The 18,311-nt window shown below is 72.3% G+C and carries 14 protein-coding genes; 9 read left to right on the forward strand and 5 right to left on the reverse strand.

The annotated features are described in order from the left end of the window. Positions 1–9 precede the first annotated feature (9 nt). Genes ACFYTQ_RS03250 through ACFYTQ_RS03270 form a run of 5 tightly spaced genes read left to right on the forward strand, consistent with a single transcriptional unit; the run spans position 10 to position 6,591 of the window. Complete coding sequence (locus ACFYTQ_RS03250; RefSeq protein ID WP_387356669.1) at positions 10–3,291, forward strand: amino acid adenylation domain-containing protein; 3,282 nt, start codon at positions 10–12, stop codon at positions 3,289–3,291. After that, positions 3,288–4,685 (forward strand): condensation domain-containing protein, encoded by a 1,398-nt coding sequence (locus tag ACFYTQ_RS03255; RefSeq protein WP_387356672.1) that lies wholly within the window; start codon positions 3,288–3,290, stop codon positions 4,683–4,685. Before ACFYTQ_RS03250 ends, ACFYTQ_RS03255 begins: the two co-directional genes overlap by 4 nt. Beyond that, positions 4,682–5,554, forward strand: coding sequence for a phytanoyl-CoA dioxygenase family protein (locus tag ACFYTQ_RS03260; protein WP_387356673.1), 873 nt, complete (start codon positions 4,682–4,684; stop codon positions 5,552–5,554). The genes ACFYTQ_RS03255 and ACFYTQ_RS03260 overlap by 4 nt, the downstream gene beginning before the upstream one ends. Continuing rightward, positions 5,551–5,790: a phosphopantetheine-binding protein gene (locus ACFYTQ_RS03265; protein ID WP_387356674.1), complete on the forward strand. Its 240-nt coding sequence runs from the start codon at positions 5,551–5,553 to the stop codon at positions 5,788–5,790. Before ACFYTQ_RS03260 ends, ACFYTQ_RS03265 begins: the two co-directional genes overlap by 4 nt. Positions 5,791–5,820: 30 nt before the next feature. After that, a complete protein-coding gene (locus ACFYTQ_RS03270) occupies positions 5,821–6,591 on the forward strand; it encodes a nucleotidyltransferase domain-containing protein (protein WP_387356675.1) in 771 nt (256 codons plus the stop codon). Here the strand turns inward: ACFYTQ_RS03270 and ACFYTQ_RS03275 are convergent. Together ACFYTQ_RS03275 and ACFYTQ_RS03280 are read right to left on the reverse strand one after the other, a co-directional pair. Continuing rightward, entirely contained in the window at positions 6,560–7,222 is a 663-nt protein-coding gene (locus tag ACFYTQ_RS03275; protein ID WP_387356677.1) for an SGNH/GDSL hydrolase family protein, read from the reverse strand. The two genes, ACFYTQ_RS03270 and ACFYTQ_RS03275, sit on opposite strands and share 32 nt — an antisense overlap. Before the next feature lie 10 nt (positions 7,223–7,232). Next, positions 7,233–8,675: a GMC oxidoreductase gene (locus tag ACFYTQ_RS03280; protein ID WP_387356679.1), complete on the reverse strand. Its 1,443-nt coding sequence runs from the start codon at positions 8,673–8,675 to the stop codon at positions 7,233–7,235. Between the two features lie 75 nt (positions 8,676–8,750). On the opposite strand from ACFYTQ_RS03280, the gene ACFYTQ_RS03285 reads away from it, so the two are divergent. The 3 genes from ACFYTQ_RS03285 to ACFYTQ_RS03295 are packed head-to-tail and all read left to right on the forward strand — an operon-like array spanning position 8,751 to position 12,939. After that, on the forward strand, positions 8,751–10,472 hold the full coding sequence (locus tag ACFYTQ_RS03285; RefSeq protein ID WP_387356680.1) for a condensation domain-containing protein: 1,722 nt from the start codon (positions 8,751–8,753) through the stop codon (positions 10,470–10,472). Next, complete coding sequence (locus ACFYTQ_RS03290) at positions 10,469–11,989, forward strand: amino acid adenylation domain-containing protein (protein ID WP_387356682.1); 1,521 nt, start codon at positions 10,469–10,471, stop codon at positions 11,987–11,989. Before ACFYTQ_RS03285 ends, ACFYTQ_RS03290 begins: the two co-directional genes overlap by 4 nt. Beyond that, positions 11,986–12,939, forward strand: a complete 954-nt coding sequence (locus ACFYTQ_RS03295) for a hypothetical protein (protein ID WP_387356683.1) — start codon at positions 11,986–11,988, stop codon at positions 12,937–12,939. The genes ACFYTQ_RS03290 and ACFYTQ_RS03295 overlap by 4 nt, the downstream gene beginning before the upstream one ends. 23 nt (positions 12,940–12,962) lie before the next feature. Here the strand turns inward: ACFYTQ_RS03295 and bfr are convergent, their stop codons facing one another. Further along, positions 12,963–13,445, reverse strand: coding sequence for a bacterioferritin (gene bfr / locus ACFYTQ_RS03300; RefSeq protein WP_387356684.1), 483 nt, complete (start codon positions 13,443–13,445; stop codon positions 12,963–12,965). Positions 13,446–13,523: 78 nt separating this feature from the next. Continuing rightward, positions 13,524–13,712 (reverse strand): bacterioferritin-associated ferredoxin, encoded by a 189-nt coding sequence (locus tag ACFYTQ_RS03305; protein ID WP_387356686.1) that lies wholly within the window; start codon positions 13,710–13,712, stop codon positions 13,524–13,526. A 276-nt stretch (positions 13,713–13,988) separates the two neighbouring features. Between ACFYTQ_RS03305 and ACFYTQ_RS03310 the strand changes: the two genes are divergently transcribed. After that, a complete protein-coding gene (locus ACFYTQ_RS03310) occupies positions 13,989–15,605 on the forward strand; it encodes an ABC-F family ATP-binding cassette domain-containing protein (protein ID WP_387356688.1) in 1,617 nt (538 codons plus the stop codon). Positions 15,606–15,608: 3 nt separating this feature from the next. Here ACFYTQ_RS03310 and ACFYTQ_RS03315 read toward each other — a convergent pair whose 3' ends face one another. Continuing rightward, positions 15,609–18,302 carry an AAA family ATPase gene (locus ACFYTQ_RS03315; RefSeq protein ID WP_387357026.1) on the reverse strand — a complete coding sequence of 898 codons (2,694 nt, stop codon included), beginning with the start codon at positions 18,300–18,302 and terminating at the stop codon, positions 15,609–15,611. Positions 18,303–18,311: the final 9 nt, after the last annotated feature.

Genomic DNA, 18,311 nt, shown 5'->3' on the forward strand with positions numbered 1-18,311 from the left:
GCGAACGCCGTGACCGAACAAGCCTGGTGGACCTCCCGTTTCGCGGTGCGCTACCCGGAGTCCGGGCCGCCGCTGTTCAAGCGCCGATCCGGGGTGTACCGGCGCAAGAGCAAGCGGGTGCGGGTTCCGGCCGAGCCGCTCGCGAACCGCCCGGACCGGGACGAACTGCTGCTCGCGGCCGTCGCGGCGGTCCTGTTCCGCTATCACGGCGGCGACGCGCCGCAGGGCGTCGTGCTGGGCGTGCGATCGGCCGGGCCGGATGTGCCGCTGTTGATCGCGGCGGCGCCCGGCGACTCGTTCGACACCCTGCGCGACACCGTGCGGAAAGCGTTGGCCGAGAGCGCAACCCACCCGCTCGATTCCTCGGCGGCCCTGCTGGAGAGCCTGGGCATGGCCGAGGTGACCAACCGCAATCCGCTCTATCCCGTGCTCATCCGCGCCGCCGACGCGGTCTCCACCGCCGACGTGCGCAACGACGTGACGATCACCCTCGACGCGGGCGACACGCTCGACCTCGAATACAACGCCAATGTGCTCGACGAGGACACCGTGCTCCGCTTCGGCGGACACGTCGTCGAATTCCTGAAACACGCGCTGGCGCAACCGGATCGGACGATCGGCGAGCTCGAGTATCTACCGCCCGCCGAACGCGACGTGATCCTCACCGAATGGTCCGGCGGCGAGGTCGGCGCCCCCGACCCGCGCTGCGCCCACGAACTGGTGGAACAGGCCGTCGACTCGCACCCCGACGCGCCCGCGCTCGTCTTCGGCGAGTTGACCCTGACCTACCGCGAGGTCGAGGAGCGCGCGAACCGGCTCGCCAACCATCTGCGCGCCCTCGGCGTGGAAGTCGGTGCGCGCGTGGGCCTGTGCGTACCCGCGAACCACGAGATGGTCCTCGCCACCCTCGCCATCCTGAAGGCGGGCGCGGCCGCGGTGCCCATCGTCCCCACCTTCCCCGCCGCCAGAAACCGTGTGGTCGTGGCGGATTCGCGGATGACGGCGGCGGTGACGGTCGCGGAGCTGTCCGGCCTGTTCGGCGACCGCGACATCGCCACCGTGTGCCTGGACGCCGACGCCGCCACCATCGCCCGCGCCGCCGCGACCCGATCGGCCGCCGGGGCCCGGCCGTCCGATCTGATCTACCTGAACTTCACCTCCGGCTCCACCGGCCGCCCCAAGGGCGTCGCGATCGAACACCGCACCCTGGTGAATCTGGTGCGCTGGCAGCGCGAGCGCGGCATCGACCCGGCGGGCCGAACGACCTTGCAGCGCACCTCGATCGGCTTCGACGTGAGCTTCCAGGAGATCTTCGCGACGTGGGCGCACGGCGGCTGCCTGCTGGTGGCCTCCGACGAGATGCGCGACGATGTCTCGCTGCTGCCCGAGGTGATCGACCGGCACCGGATCACCCGGCTGTTCCTGCCCGCGGTGGCGCTGGATCAGATGGCCATCGCCGCCAATCTCGCGCAGCGGTCGCTGGATTCGCTCGACGAGGTGATCGTCGCGGGGGAGCAGTTGCAGATCTCCATGCCCATCCGCCGCCTGTTCCATCGGCTCGACTGCCGCCTGGACAACCAGTACGGCCCCACCGAAACCCACGTCGTGACCGCGCACGCGCTGACCGGACCCAGCACCAAATGGCCCGAACTGCCGCCGATCGGGCGGCCGATCACCAATGTCCGTGTGTACGTGCTGGATTCGGCGCGGCAACCGGTGGCCGCGGGCGTCCCCGGGGAGATCCACGTCGGCGGGCTCGCCCCCGCGCGCGGTTACCTCGACCCGGAGCGCACGGCGGAGGCGTTCGTACCCGACCCGTTCCGCGACGGCGACCACATCATGTACCGCACCGGCGATCTCGCCCGCTACCTGCCCGACGGCACCATCGAATTCCTCGGGCGGCGCGACGACCAGGTCAAGATCCGCGGCTATCGCATCGAACTCGCCGATATCGAGGCGCACCTGCTGCGCGTCCCCGGCGTCCGGCACGCCGCGGTGGCGGTGCACGACTACGAGGGGCTCGGCAGGCAGCTGTCGGCGTACCTCGTCGGCGACGACGACCACCCCGACCCGGCCCGCGTGCGGGAACAATTGCTGGAAGTGCTTCCCGGACACATGGTTCCGGCCACCTCGGGCATCGTGTTCACCACGGTCCTGCCCACCACCCCCACCGGGAAGGTGGACCGCGGCGCGCTGCCCCGACCGCCCCGCGAATCCACCAGCGGCGGCCCGCTGCGCGGCGACACCCAGCAGAACGTGGCCAAGGTGTGGGCGCAGGCGCTCGGCATGGACAGCGTCGGACCCGACGACAACTTCATCGACCTGGGCGGCCACTCCCGCATCGGCATCCAGGTGGTGGCCCAGCTCAACGAGATGTTCTCCGTCGCGGTGCCGCTGCGGGTGCTGTTGCGCGGCACCACCGTCGCCGCGCTCGCCGCCGAGATCGACCGCCTGCGCGGCGCGGCCACCGGACCCGGGGCGGGCGCGGAGACCCCGGCGGCCGCGACGGCGTCGGACGTGCTGCTGCCCGACGGCCGCACCGTCGTCGCGCTGCAACCCGCCGAGACGCGCTACCTGTATCTCGACGTGACCGAGCGGCGCACCTACGACCGCGGCGGCATCCGCTATCCGAGCACCGGGCGGGTCTTCGACGTCGGCGCGCACATCGGGCTGTTCACCCTGCACGCGCTGGCCCAGTCGCCGCGGCTCGAGGTGTTCGCGTTCGAGCCGTGCCCGCCGCTGTTCGACGCGCTGCGCGCCAACACCCGCGGCGTGCCGAACGTCCGCCTGTTCCCGTTCGGGCTCGGGCGCGTCGCGGGCACGGCCGACCTGACCTTCTACCCGAACCTCACCGGCATGTCGTCGTTCCATCCCGACGCCGGGCAGGAACGCGAACTGCTCGCGGGCATCATCCGCAATCTCGGTGCGCTGCACGCCGATCCGGCCAACGCGCTGCTCGCCGCGTCCCGCGAATATCTCGACGAACGCACCCGCGGCGCGACCTACGCGTGCGAGGTCCGCACCCTGAGCGAGGTGATCGCCGAGACCGGCACCGACCGGATCGCCCTGCTGAAGATCGACGTGCAGAAGGCCGAACTCGACGTGCTGCTGGGGCTGCGCCCCGCGGACTGGGACCGGATCGAGCAGGTCGTGGTGGAGGTGCACGACCTGAACGGCATGCTGGCCGAGATCGCGAAACTCCTGGTGCACAAGGGGTTCCGGGTGACCGTCGACCAGGACGCCCTGCACGCCGGAACGGCGGTGCACTTCGTCTACGCGGTCCGGCAATGACCACGACGCGCGCCCGCACCGGACCGCTCACCGACACCCAGCGGCAGCTGTGGGCGCTGAGCCACCGGGTGAGCCCGGCCGCGCTGAACCTGAGTTACGCGCTGCTCGTGGCGGGTCCGCTGGCCGTGGACGCGCTGCGGGCCGCCGTGTCCGACGTGGTCGGCGAGTTCGAGACCCTGCGCACCCGGTACCCGCGGCGCAACGACGTGCCCATCGCGGAGGTGCACGATCCCGAACCCGTCGACCTGTCCCGGGCGCCGGTCCACGATCTGCCCGCGGCCGCCGACGCGGCGTGGCGGCACCGGGCCGCGTGTTTCGACCTCGCCGCCGACCCGGCCCTGCGCGTGCGGCTGCTCGAGCTGGGCGGCGACCGCCGCGTCCTGCTGCTGACGCTGCCGCACATCGCCGCCGACGGCTGGTCGCTGCACCTGCTCGCCGAACGGCTCTCGCTCGCCTACGCGGCCCGACTGCGCGATCATTCCCCGCCGCCCACGGTCCGCACCGCCGAATGCCTCGAGGTCGCCGCCGCACAGCACGACTGGCTCGCGAGCGCCGCCGCGACCGCCGAACTCGACTGGTGGACAGATCATCTCGCGTCCGCCACACCCCCGGCCGGGCCGCCCGCACCCCTGGAGTCGACCACGCACCGGCGCGCGATCGTCCTGCCCGCGCCGCTCACCGGGGAGCTGCGGGCGCTGGCGCGCGGCGCGAACGTCTCGCTGTACGCGCTGCTGCTCACCGCGTTCGGCGCGGTGCTGCGGCTGCGCGCGCCGGACCGGCCCCGGCCCGTGATCGGCACCCTCGCGGCGAACCGGCCGACCCTGGCCGCCGCCGGGGTGCTCGGCGCCCACTACAACGGCCTGCTGCTGAACCCGGATCTCACCGGCGAGCCGTCGCTGGCCGAATGCCTGTTCCGCACCGCGAACACCACCGTGCGGGCGCTCGACCACCAACGCCTGCCCTACCGGTTCGTCGTCGATGAGCTGCGCCGCCGATTCGGTTGGCGCACCGGCGTTCCCGACGCGATCTTCGTCCTGGACCGCTACCCGATGGAGGCGCTGCGGCTGGCGGGCTGCGCGGTGACCGGGCTGTGTCAGGACCCGTTCCGGCCGGTGCCGGTGGTGGCCGCCGCGGATCCGACCGTCTTCGTCCGGGAGGCGGGGGAGCGGATCACCGTGACCGCGTTCGGCGATCCCGCCGCGCTGCCCGGACTGCTCGCGACCTACCTCGACACCCTCGTCGTCCTGTGCGAGTCGATCGAGACCGAGATCGGCGAATTGTGCTGGCGCGCCGAGGATCCGGCGTACGTCCCCGCGACCGCGCTGGGTCCGGTCACCGAGGCGAGCCCGGCGGACGCGCTCAGCCCGCTGGGATATCCGGAAGGGGTCCGATGACGGAGACGTTGACCGAGGCCGAACGGGCGCTGCTGCCCGGCGAGCGCGATATCGCCCACTACCGGGAGCACGGCTGGTGGGTGTCGCCGAAACTGTTGTCCGACAGCGATATCGAGGACGCCTGGTTCGGCGCCGAACGTTACTACGGCGGCGAACGCGACGCGGTGCTCCCGTTCGAGGCGGGCACCGACTGGACCGCGCGCCGCGGAGACGTGCTGCGGCAGAACGACTATGTGTCGCTCCAGATCGACCAGTTCCGGGCGCTGGTGCGTCATCCGCTCATCGCCGCCACGGCCGCCCGGCTGGCGGGCACCGCGCGGGTGCGGCTGTTCCACGACCAGCTGATCTACAAACCACCGCGGGTGAGCCCGCGGGTCTCCACCGTCGGCTGGCACACCGACATCGCCTATTGGAAGACGTGCTCGTCGCGGAATCTGATCTCGGCCTGGATCCCGTTGCAGACCGTCACCGCCGATATGGGACCGATGACCGTCGTGGACGGCAGCCACCGCTGGACCGGGAACGACACGCTCGAGTTCTTCCACGAATCCGATCTGGACGCGATCGCCGCGCGGATCGACACCGCGGGCGAGCAGGTGGTGCCGGTGCCGCTGCTGCTCGGGGTGGGGCAGGTCAGCTTCCACCACTGCCGCACCATCCACGGCAGCCTGCCCAACCGGTCCGACCGGGCCCGCGCGGCCCTGGCGGTGCACATGCAGGACGCCGACAACCGCTACGTGCCGACCGTCGACGAGCACGGCAACCGGCAGTCCCATATCAACGACTTCCTCTGCGCGCGAGACGAATTCGGCGATCCGGACTACGCCGACCCCGAGGTGTGCCCGGTCCTGTGGCAGGAGCCGGTATGACCGCGGTGGGCGACGAGATCCGCGCGACCCTGGCCGAGTTCTGGACCGAGTTGCTGGAGGTGGACGCCGTCGCGGGCGCCGACCGCTTCCTGGAATCGGGCGGCAACTCGCTGCGGGCGACGATGCTGGCCAACCGGATCGAATTCGCCTGGGGTTTCCGGCCTTCCATGGAACAGCTGCTCGGCTGCACCTTCGACGAACTGGTCGACCTGTGCGTCGACCACCCGCCCGGCTGAGCCGATCCTCCGCTGTGGCATCCTGGCCGGATGTTCACGCCGGAACACCGAGGAGCGCTCCGCGACAGTCTGATCCGGGCCGCCCACGCCGATCCGCGGGTGGTGGGCGCGGCGGTGACCGGATCCGGTGCGGTGGGCCGCGAGGACGATTGGTCCGATATCGATCTCGCGCTGAGCGTGGCCGCCGACGCCGACCATGACGCGGTGCTCGCCGACTGGACCGCGCGGATGTACGCCGACCATGGCGCGGTCGCCCATCTCGACGTGTTTCGGGGCGCCACCCGGTTCCGGGTGTTCCTGCTGGACAGCACGTTGCAGGTCGACCTCGCGTTCTGGCGGGCCGAGGAGTTCGGTGCGACCGCCCCGACGTTCCGGCTGCTGTTCGGCGACGCCAACGAGCCGAAGGCCAAACGGGTTCCGCCCGCCGCGGAACTGGTCGGCATGGGCTGGCTGTACGCGCTGCACGCCCGGTCCAGTCTGGCGCGCGGGCGGCTGTGGCAGGCCGAGTACATGATCAGCGGCATCCGGGATCAGGTGCTCGCGCTGGCCTGCCTGCGGCACGGGCTGGCCACCGATCAGGCCCGCGGCATCGATGAACTCCCGGAGACCGTCACCGCCCCGGTGACCGGCGCGCTGGTGCGCGAACTCGCGCCCGGGGAACTGCACCGCGCGTTCGGCGTCGCCGTGGCGGCCCTGCTCGCCGAGGCGCGGCACGAGGATCCGGCGCTGGCCGATCGGCTCACCGGACCGCTGCGCGAACTGCTCGCCACTAGCGCGGGATCGCGGCCGACAGCGTCCTGATCACCTCGGCCGCCACCAGGGCGTGCCCCGCCATCGAGTAGTGGATGCCGTCGGCGCTGATCAGATCGGTGCGTTCGCGGATCGGATGGCCCTTCAGATCGAGCACGATCGCGCCGTGCCGCCGGGCGACCCGGCGGATGATGTCGTTGAGGGCCTCGAGTCGCGGGCGGAACGCCGCCATGGCCGGGTCGCGGACGTCGTCGTCGAGGGTGGAGGTGAGCACCCGCGCCCCGGAACCCGTTGCGGCGCGCAGGATTTCGTCCAGATTGCGTTCGGTCGCCGGGTAGTCGGGCCGCCGCACGAGCAGATCGTTGCCGCCGCATCCGGCCAGCACCAGATCCGGGCGGAAGGCGAGCACCGCGGCCAACTGCTCGTCGATCACCTCGCGGGTGGTGGCGCCGGTGCGGCCGGTGTTGAGGTAATCGACCGGGCCGACCGCGGTCCGCAGCGCGCTGAGCAGTCGTTCGGTCCAGGGGAGTGTGCGGTAGCCCGGCGTCGGCTCGCCGACGCCTTCCGCGGTGCTGTCGCCGATGATCGCCACGCGCCGCCACGGCGCACCGCGCAGCAGCGCCGCCGCGGTGTCGTCGTCGAGACACAACGGATCGGTCTGCTCGCTGTACGAGGCCCCCACGGAATCGACGCTACGTCGTGTGGGCCGGGCGCGCAATGGATTCCGCGGTCCGGACCGCGAGCGCGCACGCGGTCAGGGTGGGGTTCGCCGCGGTCGCCCCGCGGATCAGGCCGGTGCCCGCCAGATACAGATTCCGGGTGCCCCACACCCGCCCGCGGTCGTCGACGACGCTGTCGCGGTCGTCGGCGCCCATCCGCGTCGTGCCCATGATGTGCTGGGAGGTCCCCGGACTCGTCAGCCGGGGCGGGCCGACCGGCAGCGTCGGCCCCAGCGGCGCGGCCGCGGCCCGCAGATCGGCCAGCGCGGCGGCGGTGATCGCCCGATCGGATGCGTCGAGGGCGTACTCCAGGGTCGGTTGTGGCGAACCGAGCGAATCGCTTGCCCCGCCGTGGAATACGACACGATTGTCGTAGCGCGGCGCGAGCGCGCAGTACCAGTACAGCGACACCAGCAGGCGGTCGTCGACGCCGCCCTCCAGGACGGCGCTGTCGTGGCCGTCGGACAGCAGCACCCCGTGGAACGGGCGGTCCGCGGTGCGTGGCGTCTCCACGAACACCCCCGGCCCGTCCTCCCGCAGGTCCGGATCGAGCAGGACCTGGGTGTGGGCGAGCGGGTGATCGCACAGGTAGCGGCCGAGATTCGCGTTGTCGCGCACCACATTCGACGCGTGCAGCAGCGCCGGGGTGCGCAACGGGCCCGCCGCGACGACGAACACGTCCGCCGATATCGTGCCCACTTCGCCGCTCGGCAAATCGATGGCCTGCACCCCGGTGATCCGCTCACCCGACCGGATCAGACGGCGAATCACGCACCGGCGCAGCGGTATCGGCGCGTCGCCCACGACCTCGGCGGGGCCCGTCCACCGGATCCCGTCGTCCGTCGCCCGCCCCGCGACCGGGATGTGCCGCGCGATGAGCCCCTGTTCGCCAAGGGTTTTCAGCACATACGCGTGCCGTCGCGAGGCGGCGGAAAGGTCTGCGCCCACCGCGAGCAGATCCTCGGCCCGTTCGAACAGCCGGGTCCACTCGGCCACCGCCAGGCCGGGCCACCATTCCAGATCCGGATTCGGGCGCGGCGCAAGGCAATTCCACAGCGTACTCATCCCGCCGAGCGTGGCCGTCGCGCGCGCCGCGGGCAGAGCGCGGTCGGGGCGTTGCGCCCGGTTGACACCGCGGCCGTCCGGCATCCCCGGCACGGTAGCGCCGCCGACCACCCGTTGCGCCGGGGGTACGGACACCGGGCGCAGCAACGCCGCGACCAGGTCGGCGTAGAGCGCGCGGTCGGTCCGGCACACGGCGAGATTGCGCAGGTGTGTGGCGGGTCGCGCCGAAAACTGTGTTCCCCCATCGACAATCAGCACCTCGACGCCCGCGTCGCGCAATGTCCTGGCGACCACCGCGCCCGTCAATCCGTGCCCGATCACCACGACATCGGCTGTCGAACGAACTGCCATTCGCCTATAGTGACTCATGAGCGCGCGTCGCCGCGGCGATGCCGATCCGGTTCGCTTCAGGGGGGCGAGATCGCTGTGTACGCACCATTGTCCTTTGGCCAGCAACGACTTTGGTTCCTGCACCAACTGCACGGCGACAGCTGCGAATACCACATTCCGGAGGCGCGGCGACTGCGCGGCGCCCTGGACGAGTCGGCCCTCGCGCGCGCGGTGCGGCTGCTGTTCGAACGCCACGAAAGTCTGCGCACCCGAATCGACCTCGTCGACGGCGCTCCCGTGCAGCGCGCCGGACCGGTCCCCGAGATCGCGCTCCCCGTCGAGGACCTGACCGGCCTGCCCGGCCCCGATACCGACAAGCGGGTGCGCGCCGCGCTGGCCGAGGAATGGGAACGCCCCTTCGACCTCGCGGCCGGACCGCTGCTGCGGGCCCGGCTGCTGCGCCTCGCCCCGCACGATCACGTGCTGATCCTCACCACCCACCACATCGCCTCCGACGGCTGGTCCCAGGCGATCCTGTGGCGCGAGCTGGCCACCGCCTACGGCGCTTTCGCGACCGGATCCGACCCCGCCCTGCCGCCGATCCCGACGACCTACGGCGAGTACGCCCGCGCCCAGCGCGCGGAACCCCCTGCGGGCGTGGACTATTGGGCCGACCGGCTCGCCGGACTCGGCGACCCCACCGGCCTGCCCGGCGACCGCCCTCGGCGGCCCGTGCAGGCGCCCACGGCCGCCGTGCTGCGCACCGACATCGGCCCGGCGACGCTGACCGGGCTGCGCCGATTCGGCGCGGAGGTCGGCGCGACCGGCTACATGACCCTGCTCGCGGCCCTGTCGGTGCTGCTGTCCCGCTACAGCGGCGACCGCGACATCACGATCGGCTCCCCGATCGCCGGACGCACCCGCGCCGAATGGGAACCGGTGGTCGGCTTCTTCGTCAACACCCTCGTCCTGCGCGTGGACGTCGATCCCGGCCTCGCGCCCGCGCAGTTCGTGCGCGAGGTCCGCCGCACGACGCTGGCGGCGTACCGGCATCAGCACACCCCGTTCGACCGCGTCGTGGAGGCCGTCGCGCCGCATCGCCGCTCCGACCGCACCCCGCTGTTCCAGGTCCTGCTCGCCCATCAGACCGCCGACGACCGCCCCCTCACCCTGGGCGAGGTGCGGGCGGAACCGATGGAGATCGCCGACAACCGCGCCCGCTTCGATCTGGAACTGCACGCCCGCGAATACCCGGACCACCTGCGGCTGTACTGGATCCACGACGCGAACCTGTTCGACCACAGACGGATTCGGCAGCTGTCGCGGCATCTGGGCCGGGTGCTCGACCGATTCGCCGGAACCCTCCCGGAGACGATCGGTGGCCTCACCCTCCTGGACGACGCGGAACGGGCGGACCTGCTCGACCGCGACACGCTCATCGTCGACGCCGCGGGACAACCGGCCCCCGTGGGCGTCTACGGCACCGTGCGCTCCTCCGCCGAATCGGTGACCGCCGGTCGGCGCGCCCGTTGGACCTTCGACGGCGACCTCGAGTACGAACCCGCCGCGCCCAGCGCGACGACCGTGCCGGTGCCGGTGGACGATCCGGTCGCCGCCCAGGTGCGCACCCTGTTCGCGGAGGTGCTCGGGCTGCCCGAGGTCGGCCTCGAGGACAACTTCTTCGCGCTCGGCGGCCACTCCCTCATGGCCATCCGGCTCATCGCCCGCATCCACGAAACCCTCGGCGTGGAGATCGAATTGGGCGATATCTTCGACGCGCCGACCGTCGCCGAGCTCACGCCCCGGATCCACTCGTGACGGCGTCGCCGTGGTCGGTCTTCCTGCGCACCGCCGAACGCCACGCCCACCGTCCAGCCCTGTGCGACCGCACCCGCTCCTACACCTACGCCCAGCTGGCGTCCCACTGCGTCCGCCTCGCCGCGACCGTGCGGGCGCGCGGCGCCGGAACCGGGGACAGCGTGCTGGTGTGCGCCGACCGCACCGTCGACGCCGTCGTCGCCACCCTGGCGGTGGTGGCGGCCGGGGGCACACCGGTCCCGGTGGAACCCGGCGCCCCCGCCCGCCGCGTCGAGCACATCGTGCGGGTCTCGAACGCCGCGCACGCGGTGGTCGACGACACCGGCGCGCCCACCGCGACAGGGCTTGCTCGCGTGCATGTTTCGGAGACCGCGGCCGCGGGGGAGAGCGGGGCCGAGGTCACGCCGTCGCCGCTCGCCTACGTGCTGTTCACCTCCGGCTCGACCGGCGTGCCCAAGGGCGTCGACGTCACCGCCGCCGGTCTGCTCGCGCTGCTCGCCGGTGCGGCGCAGTGGGATTCGGCCGGCCCCGGCGAGGTCTGGGCGGGGGTGCACGCGTTCACCTTCGACATCTCCATGTGGGAGATGTGGCGGCCGTTGACCGTCGGCGCGCGACTGGTCGTCCTCCCCGCCCGCGCCCAGGCCGACGCCCGCCACGCCCACGCCCTGCTCACCGACCACGGTGTCGAGGTGCTGTGCCAGACCCCGACCGCGGTGCGGATGCTGGCGAATCACTGTGCGGCGCACGGGCTTCCGCCGCGCCTGCGCCGCCTGCTCATCGCCGGGGAGCGCCTCGACTTCGCCACGCTGACCCCCTTCGCACACGCCGCCGACGCCGGGCGGCTCGAGCTGTGGAACCTGTACGGCCCCACCGAGGCGACCGTCTACGCCAGCGGCCACCGCATCTCCGCGAACGACATTCGCGCCGAACGTCGTTCGCTCATCGGCCACGCCCTCCCGCACGTCCGGCTGCATCTGCCCGCCCCCGACGCCGACGGGATCGGCGAACTGTGCATCGGCGGGCCGGGCCTCGCCGCCGGATATCGCGGCGACCCCGACCGCACCCGCGCGTGTTTCGTCGACGATCCCGTCCTCGGGCGGGTGTACCGCACCGGCGACCTCGTGCGCGAAACCGGGCCCGGCGCTTACGAATTCATCAGCCGCGCCGACGGCTACGTGAAGATCCGCGGCTATCGCGTCGAACCCGGCGACATCGTGCACGCCTTGTGCGCGCACCCCGCCGTCGCGCGGGCGGCCGTCGTCGGCACCGACGCGCAGGGCTGGGGCGACACCATCGTCGGCGTCGTGGTCGCGGCGGCCGAGGTCACCGATCTGGAGCTGCGCCGCCACCTGGCCGAACTGCTGCCGCCGTATCTGCGGCCCGCGCGCCTGCTGTTCGCCGACACCCTGCCGACGCTGCCGAGCGGGAAACTCGACGCCGCGACGCTGCGTACGTTCGTGGACCGGCGTCTGGGCGCCGACGCGGATCCCCCCGAACGGACGAGGAGCCGGACATGACCGACGACGCGGTGCTCGCCGCCCTGGAGAACGGCGACGACGATCCGGTGTCCCCGGTGGACCTGTACCACCGCTGGGAGGCCCAGCACTGGCGGATCCGGGACCTCGACCTCGCGGCCGATCTGGCGGGCTGGCCGGGGATCAACCGTTACGTCCGCGCCGGGGTGATCGCCGCGCTCGCCCGCTTCTCCGACGGTGAGCTGGCCGTGACGCGCACCCTCGCGCCGATCGTCTACGCCGCCCCCACGGGCGACTATCAGCTGTACCTGGCGACGCAGGTCGCCGACGAGGCGCGGCACGCGCTGTTCTTCCGGACCTACCTGACCGCGCTCGTGGACGCCGGGCTCACCACCCGAGCGGCCGTCGAAAGCCACCGCGCCGGTTCGCTGTTCGACGACGCCCTCGCCCGGACCACCGACGCGGTCCGGCTCCGGCCCGACGACGTGCACCGCTGGTACGAGGCGGTCGTGGTCTACCACCTGCTCGTCGAGGGCACGGTCGCGATGACCGGACTGCACGGGCTGCTGCGCATGGCGCGGGACTCGGCCGCGACCGCGGCGCTGCACCGCGGCCTGCTGGGGGTGGCCCGCGACGAATCGCGGCACGTGAACTTCGGTGTGCTGGCGCTGCGCGGCGGGGTGCGAAACGGGTTCGGCGACACCGTCGTCGGCGCGCTGCTGCGGCATCTGCCCACCGCCGCGGAGACGATGGTCGACCCGCGCACCGCCGACGCCGCGCCCCGGCTGTCGGTGCTCGCCGTCAAACGGGCCGAAACCCTGCGCGCGCGTTGGGAATTCGCGGAGAACTCGCTGGCGCGCCGCCTGACCTCGATCGGCCTGTCCGCCGCCACGGTCCGCACCCTGCTGGACACCTGGCGGTCCGGGTGCGCGGCCGCGCTCGACCGCTATCGGGACCTGCACGGCACCCCGCATCCGGTGGCGCGGTACTGACCAACCGCGCCACCGGCGCGAACTCAGTCGCCTTCCGGCGTATCCGTGTAGCGCTGCAGATACAGCGGCTCGCCGAGCTTCTCCAGCAGGTCGAGTTCGGTCTCCAGATAGTCGACGTGGCTCTCCTCGTCCTCGAGGATCGACTCGAAGATCCGGGCGGAGGTCACATCGCCGCGCGAGCGCATCAGGTCGATGCCGCGGCGGAGCCGCTCGACGGCCTCCATCTCGATCTGCAGATCGGCCTTCAGCTGCTCGGGAACCGTCTGCCCGATGCGCAGCGGGTTCAGCTTCTGGTAGTTCGGCAGACCCTCGAGGAAGAGGATGCGGTCGGTCAGCACCTCCGCATGCTTCATCTCGTCGATGGACTCGTAGCGGGTGTGCTTGGCGAGTTTGGTGAAGCCCCAGTTCTCCTGCATCTTGGCGTGCAGGAAGTACTGGTTGATCGCGGTGAGTTCGGCGGTGAGCTGCTCGTTGAGCAGGCCGATGATGTCCTTGTCGCCTTCCATGGGCCAGATCGTGTCACATCGTGGAAAACGGCCGCCCGCGAAGGTCGACCTATCTACGCGAAGGATTACCTATCCAGGTCAGGCGGCCGTCTCGGTGCGCAGGGACAGGCGGGCCTGTCCGATCACCTCGGCCAACCGGCGGGTGCAGTTGCCGCAGCCGCTCTGCCAACCGCAGCGCGCCTTGACCTGTTTCATCGAGCAGGCACCGGCGGCCACGCAGCTGTGCACGTCGGTCTCGGAGACGGCGTTGCAGATACACACGTACACGGTCGGCCTCGCTAGGACGGGGTCACTCTGGCAAGCTAGCCTCACCTAAACCAGGTAAGGCTCTCCTTATTGAAGCATCTCGGCGGCGCGAGGTCCAGCCCCTGCTAAGGTGACGGGGTGCTCATCGAGGTCGACAGACGCTAGCCGCCTGATCGAAGGCGGCGTCCCGGGTCGGGCGTTCATCCCTGTGTGATGAATCGCCGCGTCGCCGCGCGTCCTTCGCATCGGGATTCCGCGTCATCGTCTTCCCTCACGGGCACAAGGAGTTTCATCATCATGGCGTCCACGCATGCGCCGATCACCCTGCGCGACCTCACCTTCGAATGGCCCGACGGCACCGTCGCGCTGTCCGGCCTGAACGGCGTGTTCACCACCGGCACAACGGGTTTGGTGGGCCGCAACGGGGCCGGGAAATCCACCCTGCTGAAGCTGATCGCGGGCCTGCTCACCCCCACCTCGGGTCGCGTCGAGGTGGCGGGCGAGGTCGGCTACCTGCCGCAGACCCTGACCCTCGGCCGGGACGCGACCCTCGCCGACCTGCTCGGCATCGCCGGGACACTGTCCGCCCTGCGCGCGATCGAGGCGGGCGACACCGACGAACGGCACTTCGAGACGGTCGGCGACGACTGGGACATCGAGGCCCGCGCCGACGAGGCGCTGCACGAGATCGGTTTCGCCGCAACCGATCTCGACCGCGGCGTCGGCGAGATCTCCGGCGGCCAGGCGGTGCTGGCGGCGATCATCGGGCTGCGGGTGCGCCGCACCCCGATCACCCTGCTCGACGAGCCGACCAACAATCTGGACCGGGCCACCCGCGCCCAGCTGACCGCGTTCGTCGACGACTGGCCGGGCACCCTGATCGTGGTCAGCCACGATCTGGAACTGCTCGAACACACCGACGCCACCGCCGAACTGCACGCGGCGGAACTGGAGGTGTTCGGCGGCCCCTACAGCGCCTGGAAGCGGCACTTCGACGAGCGGCAGGCCGCCGCGGTGCAGGCCGCCCGGACCGCCGAACAGACGTTGAGGACCGAGAAACGCCAGCGTATCGAGGCCGAGACCAAACTCGCCCGCCGCGAACGCACCGCGCGCGCCACCCAACAGCACGGTGGCATCCCGCGCATCCTCGCGGGCAACCGGGCGAGCCGGGCGCAGAACTCCGCGGGCGCCCTGCGCACCGGACTCGACGCCAAGGTGCGTTCGGCCCAGCAGATCCTCGACGACGCCGAATCCCGGGTGCGCCGCGAGGAGCACATCCATCTCGACCTGCCCGATCCGGAGGTGCCGCGCGGGCGCCGGATCGCCGAATTGCGCGACGGTGACAGCGTTTTCGTCATCCAGGGCCCCGAACGCGTCGCGCTCGCCGGACCCAACGGCTCGGGGAAGTCGAGCTTGATCGAAACCCTGCTCGGCACACGGACTTCCGTGCCCGGCCGGGCGACCGGCACGCTGCTCACCGACCGCGTCGGCTATCTCCCGCAGCGCCTGGACGGTCTCGACGAGCACGCGGGGGCGGTGGACAATGTGCGCGCCGTCGCGCCCGCGATTCCGCCCGCCGCCATTCGCAATCAGCTCGCCCGCCTGCTGCTGCGCGGCGACAGCGTGGATCGGCCGGTGTCGACGCTGTCCGGCGGGGAGCGGTTCCGGGTGTGCCTGGCTCGTCTGTTGCTGGCCGATCCACCCGCCCAGGTGCTGATCCTCGACGAGCCCACCAACAATCTCGACATCGCCAGTGTGGACCGACTCGTGGAGGCGCTCGCGGACTATCGCGGCGCGATCCTGGTGGTCAGCCACGACCACCCGTTCCTGACCCGGCTGGGCATCGACACCGTGCTCGAACTCGGCGGCGACGGTCACCTGCGCCGACGCGGCTCGCTCGACGAACTCTCCTGACCGTCAGCCGTGCGTCTCGTCGGGCGGCAACAGGGTGGCGAGGTCGGTGCGGGAGCTGACCCCGAGTTTGGGGAAGATGCGGTGCAGGTGGGTGCTGACGGTTCGGTGCGACAGATACAGCCGTTGCCCGATCTCCCGGTTGGTCAGCCCCTGGGCGGCCAGCCGGGCGATGCCCAGTTCGTGCGGGGTGAGGCGGTCGCGGGCGTCGGGGTCCCGGTTCGGGCTGGACTCGCCCGCGCCGCGCAGCTCCACCCGGGCCCGTTCGCTGCCCGCGGCGATGCCGAGCGCGTCGAAAACCTCACGGGCCGTGCGCAATTGGGTGCGGGATTCCACGATCCGGCGCTGCCGCCGCAGCCATTCGCCATAGGCCAGGTGCAGCCGCCCGCGTTCGGCGGGCCAGTCCGTCAGATCCGCCGCGAGCGCCTCGGTGAAGTGCGGTTCGGCGTCGGCGGCGAGCAGCGCCCGCGCGTAGCGCCAGCCGATGTGCAGGGCGGGGGAGGAGGTGGTCGACACCACCGGTTCGAGGCCGTCGAGCAGGTCGCGCAGCGCGTCGGCCCGTCCCGCGCGGATCGCGGCGTCGGTGAGGTCGCCCAGGAAGTAGGCGCGCAGGGCGGGGGAGTGGGCGGGGTCGCGCGGATCGTGGAGGCGGCGCAGGTCGGCGAAGGCGTCGTCGTAGCGGCCCTCGCCGAGCGCGGCCAGCCCGCGCGCGAGCCGCACGGTGGCCAGCACCGGGCGCGCGCCCGCGGCCAGTCCGATCCGCTCGGCGTCGTCGGCGAGGGTCGCCGCCCGCGCGTAATCGCCTCGCAGCGCGGCGATTTCGGCCTGCACCGCGACGGCGAGCCCGCGCATGAAGGGCTGCCCGGTCTCCCGGGCGAGGTCGGCGGCCTCGGCGGCGGCCGGGGCCGCCGCGGTGAGATCGCCGAGCCGGGCCAGGCTCCACGCCCGCACCGACAGCGCGCGCGGCAGCAGTCCGAGCCGACCGTCGTCGCGGAACAGCGGGGCGGCCGCGCCGGAGAAGCGCGCGGCCAGATCGAACGCGCCGACCTGTAGGGCCGCGCTGCCGCAGAATCGATCGACCTCGGGATCGCGCCCGGTCAGCGCCGTGCGCGCCCGCAGGTGCTCGATCACCGAGGTGCCGCGTTCGAACGGCGCGACATAGGCGCGCACGGCGACCAGGCGCGGATCGTCCTCGGGGAAGGGCAGGCCGTCGGCCACGTCGAGCAGCGCGCGGCGGGTGTCGGGTCCGGGTTCGATCCAGAAACAGCGCATGGCCGCGCCCCACAGGATCCGCAGGGCCGCGTCGGGGTGCCTCTCGGCGGCGATCCTCGCGGCGAGGTTCGCCAATTCGGTGATGCGCGAGGGGCTTTCGCGGACGCCGTCGTCGAAGCCGCTGAGCAGCCACGCGGCGGTGGCGTCCTGTTCCGGTGTGGTGGGCAGCTCGCGGGTGGCGCGCACGAGCCGGTCGGCGGTGGCGCGGCGGCCCGCGTCCACGGCGAGTTCGGCCGCGCGCAGCAGCCGGTCGGCCCGGCGGGTCGGGCTCTCGCTGAGGTCGGCGGCCCGTTCGAGCGCGGCGACTCCCGCGCCGCGGTGCCGGGATCGTTCGGCGACGTCCTCGAGGTCGCGGGCCGCCGGCTCGTCGGGTCCGGTCGCCGCGGCGGCGCGATGCCAGGCGCGTCGCTCGGGGTGGTCGGCGAGGGTGTCGGCGAGGGCGCGATGGGCGCGGGCGCGCTCCTCGGCGGTCGCGGCGGCGGCCGACGCCGACCGCATGAGGGGATGGCGGAAGGCGACCGTCCCGGATGCGACCGTGAGGAGTCCGGCGTCGACAGCGGGCGTGAGAATCCCCGCGTCGACTTTCTCGCCGACGAGTCCGCTTGTGGCGGAGAGGATTTCGGCCAGGGAGTCGCCGTCGGCCAGCGCGGCCACCAGCAGTGCCGTCCGGGTGGCGGCGGGCAGCGCGGCCCCGCGCGCGCCGAAGGCCCGTTCGAGCCGTTCGGTCAGCGGCAGCGTCGCCGGAAGTTCCGCGAGATCGCCCAGGGCCCGGGGCAATTCGACCAGTGCGAGCGGATTGCCGTGCGCCTCGGCCACGATCCGCCGCCGGACCGCCTCCGGCGCATCCGCCGCCGTCCTCGCCACCACCACGGCCGCCTCATCCTCGGTCAACGGCCCGAGCCGCATCGACCCCAAACCCGCGTCCGCCAAGGGCGTTTCGGCCCCGTCCCGCACGGTGGCGACGACCACGATCGGCTCCTCCGCCACCCGCCGCGCCACGAACGCCAGCACCTCCGCACTCGCCTCGTCCAGCCACTGCACATCCTCGGCCACCACCAGCACCGGCCACTCCTCGGCCACCTCGGACAACAACGACAATGTCGCCAACCCCACCAGATACCCCGACGGCTCCTCCTCCACCACCCCGAAAGCCCTTGCGAGCGCGTCACTTTGCCGCCCCACCAGCCGCCCGAACTCCCGCCGCACCGGATACAACAACCGCTGCAACCCCGCATACCCGTACTGCCGTTCCCTCTCCACCCCCACCGTCCGCAACACCCGCACCCCCGCGAGCCCCGCCACCACCTCACCCACCAACGCCGACTTCCCGATCCCCGCCACCCCCCGAACGAGCACCCCCGCCCGCTCCCCGGGCCGGTCCACCAACGCCCGCAACTCCTCGAGCTCGCTCTCCCGCCCGACGACCATCACCCACGC

It is taken from the genome of Nocardia sp. NPDC004068, assembly GCF_042874315.1.
Classification (GTDB): Bacteria; Actinomycetota; Actinomycetes; order Mycobacteriales; family Mycobacteriaceae; genus Nocardia.

Bases quoted from the DNA above. Each gene is read 5' to 3' on its own strand.
- ACFYTQ_RS03255 (WP_387356672.1), top strand. From the start codon at position 3,288: ATGACCACGACGCGCGCCCGCACCGGACCGCTCACCGACACCCAGCGG.
- ACFYTQ_RS03260 (WP_387356673.1), top strand. From the start codon at position 4,682: ATGACGGAGACGTTGACCGAGGCCGAACGGGCGCTGCTGCCCGGCGAG.
- ACFYTQ_RS03265 (WP_387356674.1), top strand. From the start codon at position 5,551: ATGACCGCGGTGGGCGACGAGATCCGCGCGACCCTGGCCGAGTTCTGG.
- ACFYTQ_RS03270 (WP_387356675.1), top strand. From the start codon at position 5,821: ATGTTCACGCCGGAACACCGAGGAGCGCTCCGCGACAGTCTGATCCGG.
- ACFYTQ_RS03280 (WP_387356679.1), bottom strand. From the start codon at position 8,675: ATGGCAGTTCGTTCGACAGCCGATGTCGTGGTGATCGGGCACGGATTG.
- ACFYTQ_RS03295 (WP_387356683.1), top strand. From the start codon at position 11,986: ATGACCGACGACGCGGTGCTCGCCGCCCTGGAGAACGGCGACGACGAT.
- bfr (WP_387356684.1), bottom strand. From the start codon at position 13,445: ATGGAAGGCGACAAGGACATCATCGGCCTGCTCAACGAGCAGCTCACC.
- ACFYTQ_RS03310 (WP_387356688.1), top strand. From the start codon at position 13,989: ATGGCGTCCACGCATGCGCCGATCACCCTGCGCGACCTCACCTTCGAA.
- ACFYTQ_RS03315 (WP_387357026.1), bottom strand. From the start codon at position 18,302: ATGGTCGTCGGGCGGGAGAGCGAGCTCGAGGAGTTGCGGGCGTTGGTG.